At 75.4% G+C, this 13,763-nt stretch carries 11 protein-coding genes and 1 tRNA gene; 2 read left to right on the top strand and 10 right to left on the bottom strand.

Features of this window, described 5'->3' with window-relative positions:
• Positions 1 to 48: 48 nt before the first annotated feature.
• From ABEA15_RS04805 to ABEA15_RS04765, 9 genes are all read right to left on the bottom strand, one after another.
• Positions 49 to 2,316, bottom strand: coding sequence for an AAA family ATPase (locus ABEA15_RS04805; RefSeq protein ID WP_386698889.1), 2,268 nt, complete (start codon positions 2,314 to 2,316; stop codon positions 49 to 51).
• Positions 2,317 to 2,504: 188 nt separating this feature from the next.
• Positions 2,505 to 7,370 (bottom strand): SbcC/MukB-like Walker B domain-containing protein, encoded by a 4,866-nt coding sequence (locus ABEA15_RS04800; RefSeq protein ID WP_345555634.1) that lies wholly within the window; start codon positions 7,368 to 7,370, stop codon positions 2,505 to 2,507.
• Positions 7,371 to 7,504: 134 nt separating this feature from the next.
• Positions 7,505 to 8,749, bottom strand: coding sequence for a TIGR02678 family protein (locus ABEA15_RS04795; RefSeq protein ID WP_345555633.1), 1,245 nt, complete (start codon positions 8,747 to 8,749; stop codon positions 7,505 to 7,507).
• A gap of 142 nt (positions 8,750 to 8,891) precedes the next feature.
• Entirely contained in the window at positions 8,892 to 9,566 is a 675-nt protein-coding gene (locus ABEA15_RS04790) for a DUF2397 family protein (protein WP_345555632.1), read from the bottom strand.
• 307 nt (positions 9,567 to 9,873) lie between these two features.
• Entirely contained in the window at positions 9,874 to 10,407 is a 534-nt protein-coding gene (locus ABEA15_RS04785; protein ID WP_344141923.1) for a hypothetical protein, read from the bottom strand.
• Between the two features lie 270 nt (positions 10,408 to 10,677).
• Entirely contained in the window at positions 10,678 to 10,965 is a 288-nt protein-coding gene (locus ABEA15_RS04780) for a hypothetical protein (protein WP_344141924.1), read from the bottom strand.
• Positions 10,966 to 10,978: 13 nt separating this feature from the next.
• Positions 10,979 to 11,224 carry a hypothetical protein gene (locus ABEA15_RS04775; protein ID WP_344141925.1) on the bottom strand — a complete coding sequence of 82 codons (246 nt, stop codon included), beginning with the start codon at positions 11,222 to 11,224 and terminating at the stop codon, positions 10,979 to 10,981.
• Between the two features lie 14 nt (positions 11,225 to 11,238).
• The gene (locus ABEA15_RS04770) at positions 11,239 to 11,484 is read right to left on the bottom strand and encodes a hypothetical protein (RefSeq protein WP_344141927.1); all 246 of its coding nucleotides are present in this window, start codon (positions 11,482 to 11,484) and stop codon (positions 11,239 to 11,241) included.
• A 62-nt stretch (positions 11,485 to 11,546) separates the two neighbouring features.
• Complete coding sequence (locus ABEA15_RS04765; RefSeq protein ID WP_344141929.1) at positions 11,547 to 11,789, bottom strand: hypothetical protein; 243 nt, start codon at positions 11,787 to 11,789, stop codon at positions 11,547 to 11,549.
• A gap of 749 nt (positions 11,790 to 12,538) precedes the next feature.
• On the opposite strand from ABEA15_RS04765, the gene ABEA15_RS04760 reads away from it, so the two are divergent.
• Positions 12,539 to 12,826 carry a hypothetical protein gene (locus tag ABEA15_RS04760; RefSeq protein WP_345555631.1) on the top strand — a complete coding sequence of 96 codons (288 nt, stop codon included), beginning with the start codon at positions 12,539 to 12,541 and terminating at the stop codon, positions 12,824 to 12,826.
• A gap of 106 nt (positions 12,827 to 12,932) precedes the next feature.
• Here the strand turns inward: ABEA15_RS04760 and ABEA15_RS04755 are convergent.
• Positions 12,933 to 13,014 (bottom strand) — tRNA-Tyr (locus tag ABEA15_RS04755).
• 247 nt (positions 13,015 to 13,261) lie between these two features.
• On the opposite strand from ABEA15_RS04755, the gene ABEA15_RS04750 reads away from it, so the two are divergent.
• Positions 13,262 to 13,759, top strand: a complete 498-nt coding sequence (locus tag ABEA15_RS04750) for a YajQ family cyclic di-GMP-binding protein (RefSeq protein ID WP_344141930.1) — start codon at positions 13,262 to 13,264, stop codon at positions 13,757 to 13,759.
• Positions 13,760 to 13,763 lie beyond the last annotated feature (4 nt).

The raw sequence follows: 13,763 nt of genomic DNA, 5'->3' as shown, positions 1-13,763 counted from the left end.
CGCCCTTCGCCATGCCCGCAGCCGGTTCGGGAAACTCCCATCAACGATCTAGCGCCCCAGCCCGGAGAACGGTCCCGGGCGGGTCCCGAAGTCGCCGCTCCAGCCGCCCTGCCGGGCGGCCCCCTGCGAGTCCTCCATCCCGGGCTGGGGCGCCGCGGGCGCGCCCGAGGCCCCGCGGCCCTCCGCTCCCCCGGATGGTCCCGCCGCGCCCGTCCACCCGGACTCGGCGACCCACACGTTGGACATCGCGTCGCGCTGGATGCGCCGGATGTCCGCGGGCAGGCCGAGCCGGTACAGCGCGTCGGGCAGCCGCGTGTCGTGCGTGAAGACCACCAGCTGGCGGTGGCGGCCCACTTCGGCGAGGACGTCCGCGAGCCCTTCGACCGTCTCGGTGTCCATCGCCTGCACCGGGTCGTCCAGCAGCAGGAAGCCGAACGGGTTGTCGGGCACCGTCGTCCGCGGCAGGCAGATCGACAGCGCGAGCGCCTGGAACTCCCCCTGGCTGAGCAGCCCGGGCGCGTTGCCGTCGTTCTCGGTGCCGTCCACGGCCACGTCGACCGCCACCCGGCGCCGCGCGCCCCGGCCCACCAGGCGCAGCGCCTCCAGGTCGATGCGGCGCTCCTGGCGCAGCCGGTGCCAGACCTGCTCGGCGTGGGAGGCCAGCGGACGCAGCCGCTCGGCGCGGATCTCGCGGGCGATCGCGGTCAGCCACTCCAGGGCGCGCTCGGCCGGGCCCAGGGTCTCGGCCGCACCGGCCGCGGCCCGGGCGTCGGCGACCCAGGCGCCCAGCTGGTCTGCCAGCTCCGCCCACCCGTCGGTGGGGTCGTCCAACTGCTCGCCGGCGGCCTTGCGCGCGGCGACGGCGGTCGAGCGCAGCCGGCGGCCCACCGTCTCGATGTGCTCGGCGAGCTGGGTCAGGTCGCTGATCTGCGCACCGGCCTCCCACTCCGCCCATACGCGGCCCAGCTCGCTGTCGGGCGGCAGCCAGGAGGGCATTGGAGCCATCAGGAACCGGGCCTGGTCGCGCGCGTTCTCGGCGCGCTCGTAGGACGCCGAGGCGTTCGCCGCGATCGGCTCCAGCCGCCTGATCTCGGCGCGGGCGCGCTGCTCCCAGTCGGGGCCGAACGCGCCGCCGGTCCCGCAGGTGGGGCAGTCGGCCTCGGAGGGGTGGCGCTCGCGGTGCTCCATGGCCCGGCGCAGCAGGTCCACGACGCCGCGCGCGTGGTCGCCCTTGGTGCCGGCCGCCATCGCCAGCTCCATGGCGGCGCCCCGCAGCTCGTTGACGACGTCGGTGAGCAGACCGCGCTCGGGCACCGACAGGCGGCGCAGGCGGCGCAGCACCACGTGCTGCCTGCGGTCGGCCGGGCCGTCGTCGGAGGCGATGGACGCGAGCCGGTCGAGGTCGATGTGCTCGGCGCCGAGCAGCTCCACGGCCGTGCGGGCGCGCCGGTCGTCGCTGGCGCGCAGCCGCTGCACGAGGTGGCCGTGCTCGTGGCCCGGGCGGTCGCGCTGCTTGGCGAGGCGGTCGCAGGACTTGGCCAGGCGCCGTTCGGCCTCGGTCAGGTCGGTCAGGCCCAGCAGGGCCGTCAAGGTGTCGTAGAGCTCGGCGGCGCGGCCGGTGACGGCGCGGCCGAGCTCGTCGTAGGACAAGAACGGCCGGTAGCGGGAGAGTTCGGGGTCCCATCCCAGGCTACGCAGCGGGGCGGTGCTGCCGTCGGGCGAGACGACCTCGCCGCGCGCCGAGCGCACACTCTCGCCGGTCCAGGCGCGCGTCACGCGCGTGGGCCCGGGCTCGCCGGGCGACTGGAGCTCGACGGTGATCTCGGTGCGCTCGTCGAAGTGCAGGTTGCGCCAGCCGTCGCGCCAGTCGGCGGGCATGGCGTCCCAGCGCAGGTTGCGGCCGGTCAGCGCGGCCTCGGCGGCCTCGGCGAAACTGGACTTGCCCGAGCCGTTGCGGCCCACGATGACCGTCAGGCCGGGGCCCGGCGGGAACTCCAGTGCGCTGGGCCTGCCTATTCCGCGGAAGCCCTGGACCTCGATCCGGCGCAGGAAGCTGCGGCCGCCGCGGGCCGCAGCACCGCCGGGAGCCGGCTCGGCGGCCTCTCGCGGCGGTTCGGGCACCTCCTCGCCGCGGGCGCAGGCGGCCACGGCCTCGTCGCCCTGCAGGGCCGCCAGCACCCACCGGCGTGCGGCGGGGTCGAGGCCGGACTCGGCCAGGCGGTCCAGGAGGGAACGCGCGGCGTCCGCGCTGCTGTCGTACCGGCGCGGGGCAGCGCCGGTGGAGGTCCCAGGACCCGTCGTCACTGTCCTCACCACACCCGCTCAGTTGTTGGCCTCGCACAGCAGACTAGGACAGGACGGGTCAAAGCAGTAGCGCGACCCGTAATCAGCGCAGGTGCGGCGGTGTACCCGCCGGGGCGGGGGCGACGGTAGCCCCGCGCACGGGCGCGGCCGCCGCCGGGGGCGCGCGTGCCGACCTGGCGGCCCGGTCGGCACGCGCGCCCTCACACACCCACGAGCCTGCGTCTGCTGCCGTCCCAGGTGAAGTGCAGGGTGGCGATGCCCGGAACGGCCGGATCGCGCAGGCACTCGTAGATGTGCAGGCTCGGCACGCTCTCGAAGCACCCCCATACGCGCTCGGAGGTGAGCACGAAGTCCAGGTCGAGCTCGACCAGCAGCCCCAGCAGGCGGCCGTGCGTGGGCTCGTCGACCTTGGCGAAGGCGTCGTCGAGCAGGATCAGCCGCGGCGCCGCCGGCGCCTGGGCGGCGAGCGAGCCGAACTGCGCCGCCGCGGCCGCGAACAGCACCAGGTAGGCCACGACCCGCTGCTCGCCCTGGCTGAGGGCGGTGCGGTGGCTGAGCCGCCGCTCGCGGCCGGGGTGGGCGGCGTCGGTCACGTAGACGGTGAAGGCGAACCAGGAGCGGTAGTCCAGGGCTGCGCGCAGCTGGGCGCCGCCGGTGGCGGTGGGGTCGAGGCGGCGGATGGCCTCGATGCACCGCCGCAGGGCGTCGCGCAGCCGCGTGGACTCGACGCGGGTGCGCTGCTCGGGCGGGCGCGCCAGCAGCGGGACGACCGCCTGGATGTCCTCGTCGGCGTCGGGGGCCAGCTGCCAGTCCAGCCGCACGCCCAGGCCCTGGGATGTGGTGGTGTCGCCCAGGACGTCGTTCATGGTGGAGATGAGCTCGCGGGCCTCCTCGATCTGCCGGCGCAGGTGGCCGGCCAGCTCGCCGAGCAGGTGGCGCTCGAAGGCCTCCTCCTCGCGCAGCAGCGCGTCCTCCTCCGCGGCGGCGACCGCCTCGTCCAGGTGCCCGGCGTAGCCGGTGATGTCGTGGCTGCCGTCGTCGCAGTGGACGGTGAGCCGCTTGAGCCCGGCGGGCTCGGTCAGCTCGGTCCAGGCGCCGACGGCCTCGCTGGCGGCGAGCATGCCGTGCAGCTCCTCGCGGCGGCGCAGGATGCCGCTGTCGTCCAGCTCGCAGGCCGCCCCGGGCTCGGGGTCGAGGTTCTCCTCCAGCGCGGCCAGCAGCGCGTCGAGGGCGGCGACGCGCGCGTCGAGCGCGGCGTGGTCGGCCCCGGCGGCGGCCCCGGCCGGGTCGCCCTCCTGAGCGGCCTCCCCCTCCGCCCGCTCCCGGTCCTCCCGGTCCCGGTTCTCCCGCGCCTCCTGCTCTTGCTCGGCCTGTGCGGCCGGGTCGGGACGCGCGTCCGCGTCGGCCTGCTCGGTCCCCTCGCCGCCGGCGCCGCCCGCCGCGGTCTCCGGGGCCAGATGCCCGGCCACGGTTTCGAGCCCGGCGGCGGCCAGCAGCGCGGGGTCGGCGCCGCCGTCGTCGCGGGCGAGCATCGAGCGCAGCACACGGCCGGAGTCGAGGGCGCGGCGGGCCTGTTCGGCGCGTTCGAGCACCGCGGTGTCCAGCCGGGTCTCCGCGCCCACGCGGTCGTCCCGGGCGCGCTGGGCCTCGCGCTCGACCTCGGGAAGCCGGCCGGCGGCGTCGTCCATCCGCTCGCGCACCTGGCCCACCGCACCGGAGATCTGGTCGGGAGCGGCGGCGCGGGCCCTGTCGGTCAGCTCGATCTCGCGCCGCACGGTGATCATGTCGGTGATGGCAGCGGTGCGGGCGTCCTCGGCGAGGATGCGCCCGGAGCGGGCGTCCTGCCAGGCGGCGGTGTGGCCGCGGTAGTCCTCCAGCAGCACCGCGAGCTCGTCGAGGTCGCGGTGTGCGGCGGCCAGCTCGGTGCGCAGCCGCTCCAGGGCGGTGCGCGTGGCGGCGAGCTCCGCGGTGCCGGTGGGCAGGCTGTGGCGCTCGGCGGGGTCGGCCAGCTCGGAGCGGCGGCTCAGCGTGGTCTCGCGCGCCCCGGCGAGCTCGTCGCGCGAGGCGTTGTGGGCGCGCTGGGTGCGGGCCAGCCAGGCGCGCGCGTTGTCCAGGGCCGACCAGGCGGCGAGCACGCCCGAGGGGTCGGGCAGCGCCCTGTCGGTCTCGACGAGGGCGGCGTGCATCCGCTCGATGTCGCCGCGGCGCTCCTCGGCCTCGGCGAGCAGCGCCTCGGCTATGGCGATGCGGCGGTCGATGTTGGCGAGGGTGCGGTCGCCGGCCTCGGCGCGGGCCTGCTTGCCGACGTACTCGGCGCCGGACTTGCTGTGGGCGCCTGAGGCGGCGCCCAGCCGCCACCGGCCGTCCAGGGACACGGCGCTGGCCGCGGGCGGCGGGCTGTCGCGCCGGTGGCGCGGCTCGGCCTCCTCCTCGCCGGGCGGCGGAAGCAGCCCGATCGAGTCGAGCAGCGCCGAGACCGCCCCGCTGGTGACACCTCCGGGGACGGGGTCGACGGGGACGAGCACGTCGCGCAGGCTGCGGCCCTTGACCGGGCGGCCCGGGGCCAGCAGGAGGTCGCGGCTGGTGCCGTCAGTCAGCGAGCCGTCGGCGGCGATCCAGCCGGACAGCACGCCGGAGGCCTCCAGCGCCGCCTCCAGCCCGGCGCGGTCCTCGTGGGAGAGGTCGGAGGCGAAGTCGACGGCGAGGTAGAAGGGGGCGCCCGCGGCGTCGTCGCGCCCGGCGGTGGCCCAGGCGGGGCGATCGGGGGCGATGTGGCCGGAGGCCGCGCCGCGGCGCTCGGAGAGCTCGTCCAGCTCGGTCGACAGCTCCCGCTCCTCGCCGACGGCGGTGTCGCGGCGGGTGCGCAGCTCGCGCAGCAGCGGGTCGACGATGCCGTGGGCGTGGCGGGCGACGCGCTCGGGCACGTCGGCGTCGAGGACGCGCAGGCTGTCCTCCAGCGGCAGCTCGACCAGCGACTCCAGCTCGGCCAGCTGCGCGCCGAGGTCGGCGTCGGGTGCGGTCTCGCGCAGCCGGGCGCACCAGCCGCGGACCCGCTCGGCGTAGTCGGCGCTGGCGGAGCGGACCGCGTCGATGTCGGTCTGCTCCCGCTCGCGGGCGCGCTCCAGGGCGGCCTCGGCGGCCTCGGTCTCGCCGGCGAGCGCGGCCTCGCGCTGCTCCGCGGCGGTGCGGCGCTCGGCGCGCTCGACGAGGTCGGCGACCGCGGCCTCGCGCTCTGCGGCGCTCTGGTCGGCGGCCGACAGCCGGTCGTGCAGCTCGGCCAGGCGCGAACGCAGGTCGTCCGCGTCGACACCGGTGACGGGCTCGCGCTCGACGGCCTGCTCCAGGCCCTCCAGGTTCACGCGGGTGACGCTCTCGCGCGGGGCGAGGGTGGTCGGTACGGGGTCGGGCACCTGGCCGAGGCCGCGGGGGTCGACTCCGGCGGTCTGGGCGGTGGCGCGCAGCCGCTCGTGCAGGCCGCCGAGCCCCTCCAGGGCGCGCTCGATCGCCGCGATGTCGGCGCCGACGCGGTGCTTGGCGTGCTCCTCGTTGGTGTTGGCGTAGCCCGCGGCGGCCGACGCCGCCTCGGCGGCGCGGATGTAGGCGGAGACCGCGGCGTCGCGGGCCTGCCGCTCGAAGTCGGACGCGTCCTCGGGGGCGTCGCCGCTCCGGGAGAGGGTGGCGGCGTCGGAGGCGGCGGTGTCGCGGGTGCGGCGCAGCCGGTCGCGCTCCTCCTGCACCGTGCTCTCGGCCGCGACGAGCTCCTCCAGCTCGCCGGTGAGCCGCTCGACCTCGGCGTCGCGGCGGTGGTAGGCGTCGACCTGCTCCCGGACCGTTGCGGTCTGGATCCGCAGGGCGCGGTGCAGGTAGCCGCGGTAGTCGCCGAGGAAGCCGGCGACCTGCTCGCGTGCCGTGCGCAGGGCTTCCAGCCGCGAGCGGGCCTGCTCCAGATCGGTGATGTTGCGCGCCATCTCGTCCAGGACGGTCTCGTCCATGGGCGGCAGGGCCTCGGCGAGCACGGACACGAGCTCACCGGCCTCCAGGCGCTCGCCGATGGTGGGCCGGCGCAGCCGGTAGAGCAGGTGGATCAGGTTGCGGTAGCGCACCGGGTCGTCGATGCCGAACAGCTCGCGCATGACGCGCGCCCGGTAGTCGACGGGGGTGTCGTAGCAGTTGCCCGCGCCGACCTCGGTGCGCAGGCGGTCGATGGGCAGGGGGCGGCCGTCGGAGACCAGCGGGAGGTCGGTGCCGGCTTCGCGGTCGGTGATGAAGAACACGCTGCGGGCGTCGGCCCCGGGGGACGCGGTCACGGCCGCGCCGAGGGTGATGCGGCGGGGGCCGGGCGCGGCGCCTTCCGCGTCGGCGGTTCGGCCGCCCTCGGCGGGCTCGGCCGAAGCGGCGCCGCCGGAGCGGGTGAACTCCACCCACAGATAGCCGAGGGTGGCCGAGGGGCCGGCCTCCTCGGCGGGGTCCGCCGATTCGCCGTCCTCGGCGTCCGGGGCGGAAGGGTCGGCGCCGCGCCGCCGGGAGGTCACGCCCTCGCGGCCCTCCAGCAGCAGCCAGCGCAGGTTGGTGCGGCTGCTGCCGGTGGTGTCCAGCCGGCGGGCGTCGCCGTCGAGCAGGAACGGCAGGAGCATCTCCAGCGCCTTGGACTTTCCGGCGCCGTTGCGGCCGCGCAGCAGCAGGCGGCCGTCGGCGAAGTCGAAGACGTGGTCGTCGTAGTGCCAGACGTTCTGGATCCCGGCGCGGTTGAGGCGGTAGCGGCCGCTGACGGACTCGCCGCCCCGCTCGCTCGGCCCGGTCGCGGGTTCGGTGCCGTCCCCGGTGCCTTCCGCACGCGTGGCGGCGGGGGTGCCGGCCGCGGGCGTGGGCGCGGCGGCGCCGAGCAGGTCGCCGGCGGGCACGGACCCGGCGGCGCGCCCCTGCTCGCCGGGCAGCCGTGCGGTGTCCCCGGTGCCCGGGCCGCCGGCCGGTGGGGACTGCTGGGCGCCGATGGCGCCGCCCGGCCGCTCGGCGCCGCCGCCGGGCGGCGACGGCTCCGTTCGCCCGTGGGCGTTGGCGACGGTCATCGCCCGTCCTCCGCTCTGTACCGTCTCGCGCCGCGCCGCCGGAGCCTCCGGCGGCGGGCGATGCTGACATTCTTCCGGATGCCGCGAGTGCCCGGAGTCCGCTCCCCGCCTTGCGGGGGCACCGGGCCGCCCGGTCATCGTGCGGTGCCCGCCGACGCCTCCGCGGAGCCCGCCTGGGCAGGGGATGGCGACGGAGCGCCGGAGGGCCGCCCGCAGTAGCGCGCGGCCGCGGCCCGCAGCCGCCACCCGGAGCGCGGGGCGCCCGAGGGATCGGGGTGGTGGAGCAGTGCGGTGTCGTGCAGCAGGCGCAGTGCCCGGGCCGCGAGGGTATCGGGGTCCGGCTCGTGGCGCAGCGCCGAGCGGGCGCCGTGGCCGGGCCGGGCCCCGTCGTCGGCGTCGAGCACCTCGGCCAGCTCCGCGGTCAGCACGTCCTCGGGCACCTCCACCCCGTTCTCGGCGGCCTGGGCCGGGGCCAGCCTGGCCACCAGGCGCTCCAGCAGCAGCAGCGCCGCCTGGCCGACCGGATCGGCTCTGGGGAACGCCGAGACGCCCTCGGCCGCGGCGTCTGCGGGCATGATGAGGGCGACTCCTTCAGCGCGGACCTCGGTATCGCAGCCGAGCAGGTCGCCGAGCTCGGCCGCCGCCCGCCACTGGTGGTTGGCCAGCCTGCGGCGCTGGCGCTCGGAGAGGTCGGCGCGGTAGACGACGGCGGTCTCGGCGAGGGCGCGGCGCAGGGCGATCTCGCCGGCGTCCTCGCCAGCGGGGTCGGCGCTGTCGTGCTCGTCGACGAAGGCGCGCGCGTCGGCCGCGGCGTGCGGCGGGTGGGCGACCACGCTGCGCACGGCCTCCTGGTGCACGGTGAGCACCACCTCTTCGGCCGGGTCGTCGGCGTAGGCGGCGAGCTCCCCTTCGTGTTCGCCGACCGCGCCCCACTCGGCGAGCTTGCGCAGCGCGGCGCTGAAGGCCCGGCGCTCGGCCATCCGCTCACGCGGGTCGAGGGTGAGCCCGGCCTCGGCCGCGGCCGCGCTGACGTCGTCGGCCAGGCGGGCGGCTGTGAGGGTTTCAGGGGCCTCCACGAGCACGGCCAGGCACAGCGCGAGGTAGCTGTAGGTGCGCGGCGTGAAGTCGGCGCCGCTGGGCCGGGTGAGGGGGCGGGCGGCGGGCCGCGCGAGCCCGGTCTTGGCCAGGCGGGCGTGGTCGGCGGCGACGGTGAGCTCGTAGCCGAGGACCCGCCAAAAGCGCTGGATGAGCCAGTCCGAGTGGGTGCGGATGAGGGCGAAGTCCTCGGGATGGGTGCGGTCGGTGACGAGCGGGGCGGCAAGCAGCCGCCGCGCGGCCGCCTGGCGCTCCCCGGTGAGGGCGATGTCCTCGGACGTCACGGGCGTCGCCACCTCCTTCGTCGGGTTCTCCGTCGCTGTTCGTGGATTGCTCGTGCCCGCTGTCTCGCGCGGCGCGGCCGGGGGTGCGGTCCGAGGGGGCGGTCGGCCGGCGCGCTCGCGCCGGGTGTCCCGCAGGAGCGTCTCAGGCTTCGCGCGCGAACGGCAGGGCGGTGCCGGACGCGGGTGTGGGGCTGTCGTCGGTGTCGGAGGGTTCGCGGGGGTCGGCTGCTTCAGCGGGCTCGCGGGCGGCGTCGAACGAGGTGACCCGCAGGCGCAGGCCCTCCAGGCTGAGGTCGCCGCCGGAACCGCGGAGGGTGATGGAGGCCTCGGGGTCGTGGCGGACGTGCAGGCGGATGCCGAGTTCGAGGTCGCCCGCCGAGACGGCGCGGCGTGTGGCGTCGCCGGACCCCAGCGCGGCGGTGAGCAGTTCCATCAGGACCTCCATGGCGGGGTTGGAGAGCCGGATGCGGGAGTCGCCGCTGGTGGCCTCAGCCAGCACGCGGTGCAGTTCCTGGGCGGCCGAGCGGCGCCAGTGCACGGAGGACTCGGCCGCGTCGCGCAGCCGGGCGCGCTGCTGGGCGTGGTCGCGTACGGGGTCGGCCGGCAGTGCGCTGGCCAGCCGTGCCGCGGCGACGCTGGCCAAGGGGGCCTCCCACCAGCTGACCGTGGCGCCGGCGGGCTCGTCGCAGGGGCCGCCGAGGTGGGTGGCGCCGTGGACCGCGAAGGCGGCCGTGCAGATCTCGTCGGCGGAGCGGGGGTCGGCGTCCTCGAACCAGGCCGCCAGGCGCAGCAGGGCGGCGCGCCCGTGCCGGGGCACCGGCCCCTCCGCGCGCGTGCGCCCGCCCAGTCGTCCCCAGGGACCCGGGGCATCGCCGCCGGGGCCCGCCGCAGTCACCTGTTCCGCTGATACACCCACAACTCAGCAGACTAAAGACCCCCGGCCACCGTCGCGGACCGCACCCGGCGCCCCGGGGCCGCAACCGGACCGATCCTGCGCCGATGACCTGCGAATACTCGGAGATCTGCAATTCTTGGGCGGTCCTTCCCAGAACCGGTCGGCCCGAGGGCGCGCGGGCGCGCGAAGCGCGGCACCGCCGCTCGGCGCGGCGGGCGGGCGGCGGGGCTCACCACGCGGTGGGCAGCATGAGCCGGCCGGTGCCGACCTCCCGCACGCGGCCGCGCATCTCGTCGGGGAAGTCGCCGCGCCCGGTGAACGAGTAGCCGGTGTAGAAGGCGGTCCCGTCGACCGTCTCGGCTCCGCTCAGTTCGACGGTCACGGGATAGGGGGAGTCCTGGCAGTCGGGCAGGCACCAGGTGCCCTGCACATCGCCTTCGGCCACCGCGGGGCCCCCGCCCCAGGTGAGCCACTGCAGCCCGGTGAAGGTGGTGGACGGCGAGGCGACGAGGTTCTCGGGGCGCTGGTCGGCCTCGCCCTGTTCGTTGCCGTGGGTGTTGAAGACGTAGACGGTCTCGGGCGGTGCGGTCGGGTCGGCCTCGGCACCCATGCCCGCGGTGGCCGACGGGGGCGGCTGCACAGGGGCCTCACCGCCGCGGCCCTCGCCCGTCTCCGGTGCCGCGCCGCAACCGCCGAGCGGGGCGAGCAGGAGCAGCGCCGCCCAACCGTGCGCGGCGCGGGCGGCGGGTTCGCCGAGTCGCATGGCTTCTCCTGGCTGTTCTCCCGAGGGCGCGGCTCGCCCGGGTCGGGGCCGCGGCCGCCCGCGGGGCCGGATCGACCGGGTGACCCGACCTCACTGGAGGTGTACCCGACCGGGCGCAGGCGATCCGCCGGGGGGGGGCAGGCGGCCGGACACAAAGCGGTCCCCCGGCACCCCGCGCGGGGTGCCGGGGGACGCGGCCTGTGCGGCGCCGACCGGCGTTGCGGCGCCGTCCGGGGACCGGGCCCCGGACGGCGCCGCGCCGCGCGATCGTCATCCGTGCCCGTGACCGTCCGGGATCGCGTCGTAGGCGTCCTGGGAGTCCAGGTTCACCAGAGCGGGCCCGTTGGTGCAGTCGCCCGTGGTCTGCGGCGAAAGGACCGGAACGGTGACTCCGAGTACGGCCGCGTTGGCGTTGCAGACCGAGATGGGCACGACCTGCAGGTTCTGGTTGAACTGCTGGTCGCCGCCGTAGGTCTGCGCCTGCGCGGGACCGGCCAGCAGGAGCGCCCCGAGGGCGGCACCTGCGACGGCCCCGGCTGCGGCGAGTTTGCGCAGCATGCCGGACCAGCTCCTAGTCGACGTTGGCGCTGACCGGGCCGTTGGTGCAGTCGCCCGTGGTCTGGGGCGACAGGACCGGCACCGTGACACCGATCGCCGCGGCGACGTTGGTGTTGCACAGCTGGGCCGCCACGCCCTGCAGGTTCTGGTTGTACTGCTGGTCGCCCCCGTAGGAGTGCGCGCTCGCCGGAGAGGCGGCGACAACGGCCCCGAGGGCCGCACCGGCGATCACGCCGGCGATTCCGATCTTGCGAAGCATTCGGTTCACCTCTCCTAGTCGACGTTGGCCGAGACGGGGCCGTTGGTGCAGTCGCCCGTGGTCTGCGGCGACAGGACCGGCACCGTGACACCGATCAGCGCGCTGACGTTGGCGTTGCAGGACTGTACGGCGACGCCCTGCAGATTCTGGTTGTACTGCTGGTCGCCCCCGTAGGCGCCCGCGTTCGCGGGAGAGGCGGCGACAACGGCCCCGAGGGCCGCACCGGCGATCACGCCGGTGATTCCCAGCTTGCGCAGCATAGGGAATTCCTTTCTGACTGTGGAACGTGCGGAAAGTGGATGAAGCAGGCCGGCGTCCGCCGTCAGTCGACGTTGGCGGTGCTGGGGCCGTTGGTGCAGTCGCCCGTGGTCTGCGGCGACAGGACCGGCACGGTCACGCCGAGCACCGAGGCGTTGGTGTTGCACAGCTGGATCGGCACGACCTGCAGGTTCTGATTGAACTGCTGGTCACCCCCGTAGGAAGTGGCGTGCGCGGGCCCAGCCATCAGCAGAGCGCCCATAGCGGCGCCGGCGAGCAGACCGGCAGCGGTCAACTTCTTCATCACGATTCCCCCGGAATTCTCAATACGAGGTGCTGGAGAAAGACGCATCGAGGCGCCCGTTGTCGTGGTGGACGGGAGCAATCATCGACGGGCACGACAGTTTTTGTCAACGCCAAAAACAGCGGAATCGATATGTCCGGTTCATCCGCAGATCAGATATTGGAAAGGAAATGAAGAGAATTCTCCGAGCAGAATTTACCCGCCTTTCCGGATTGTTTGGCGTGTCCGTTACGGTGCGCCTTCACGGTTCACCCGGTTTTGCCCGGGGCATTCCCGGCGCGTTTCCGGAACCGCCGGCCGACACGCCGGTCCGGGCCGCGGCACCGGTGTGCCGCGCGCCCCGGCGCCGGGCCGCCGCCCCGCCCACGCGGCCGGAAGGACGGGAGACGGCGTGGCGCACAGACCTGCATGCGGAATGAGAAGCGGTTTCCGGGCATGACGAAATACGCCGCAGGCGCGGGCGGCGCGACCGGCGGACACACGGCGCGGCGGCCCGTCGGGGCGGCGAGCGCGGGAACGGCCCCGGGGCGAATCGGAGCCACGAGAGGCGCGGCGGTGCCCGCCGGAGCAGCGGCGGGCGTCGGGCCGGCGCACCGACCCTAGCCCACGCACGCACCGCCATGGGCGCTCCCGCGCACTCCGCAGCCACGCAGGCGCTGCGGACCCCGCATCCGCCCCGCGGGGACGCCGTGTCGAGGAACCGAACCCGCCGAGGCCGGGAGCCTGATCCGCAGCGGTGTGGAGGAGCGATCATGGTGATCGTCGGGTTCCTCGCGGTCTATGCGCGTGCCGGCGCGCTCGCCGGCCTGCCCGATCCGACCCGGGGCGCTGCCGGTCACCTCGATCATGGACGAGGGCGTCCCAGCGGCGGCGCTCACAGGCCGCCCCCACGACCGCGGCACGCGGCCGTCCCGACCCGGCTCGACCCGGGTGTGGGCGCGGCCAAAGCGGCCGAACGTGCCGGCCGCTCGGTGGAGGTCCTGCGCCGCGTCCATGCGCAACGCCTCGACGGCGACGACTCGATCGCCGACGCACGCTGAGCCGACGTTGAACGGCGAATACGGCCTGCGGCAGGGTAGGCCGGGAACACGAGAACCCCCGCCCCACCGCGCGTACGCGCTGGTGAAACGGGGGTCTCCCTGGGGGTGGCAGGTGAAGGATTCGAACCTTCGAAGGCTGAGCCGGCGGTTTTACAGACCGCTCCCTTTGGCCGCTCGGGCAACCTGCCTGGGCTGCGACGACTCGTCGCCGCGACGCATCAGCGAGAATAGCGGACATCCGGCCCCGATACGAAATCGGTTTGCCGGGCGGCCTCGGCGGGGCGCGGAGCGGGTGGCGCACGCCGGTCACGGGCGTACCGGGCTAAGCTCGGTGCCTGTCGCCGCCCGGCCCTCCGTCGTCCGGCTGCGCCGACGAGTACGCGGGCCGCGGACCTCGCGGCCCAAAACCGCATTTGTTCGAAGGTGTGAGCACACGTGGCCGCTGAATCCAGTTTCGACGTCGTGTCCAAGCTCGACCGGCAAGAGGTCGACAACGCGCTGAACCAGGCCGCCAAGGAGCTCTCGCAGCGCTTCGACTTCAAGGGCACCGGCGCCACCGTCGCCTGGCAGGGAGAGCAGGGGGTCGAGGTCCGCGCCAACTCCGAGGAGCGGGTCAAGGCCGCCCTGGACGTGTTCAAGGAGAAGCTCGTCAAGCGCGGCGTCTCGCTGAAGGTCCTCGACACCGACGGAGAGCCCAAGGCCTCGGGCAAGGAGTACCGGCTGGCGATCGCCCTCAAGGAGGGCATCTCCACCGAGGACGGCAAGAAGATCTCCAAGATCGTCCGCGACGAGGGCCCCAAGGGCATCAAGGCCCAGATCCAAGGCGACGAGCTGCGCGTCAGCTCCAAGAAGAAGGACGACCTGCAGACCGTGCAGACCCTGCTCAAGGAGAAGGACCTGGACATCCCCCTGCAGTTCACCAACTACCGGTGACCCG

The sequence above is a fragment of the Streptomonospora halophila genome (assembly GCF_039542725.1).
Lineage (GTDB): Bacteria > Actinomycetota > Actinomycetes > Streptosporangiales > Streptosporangiaceae > Streptomonospora > Streptomonospora halophila.
The sequence above is the reverse complement of the archived record's forward strand: the minus strand, read 5'-3'. Positions and strand labels throughout refer to the sequence as shown.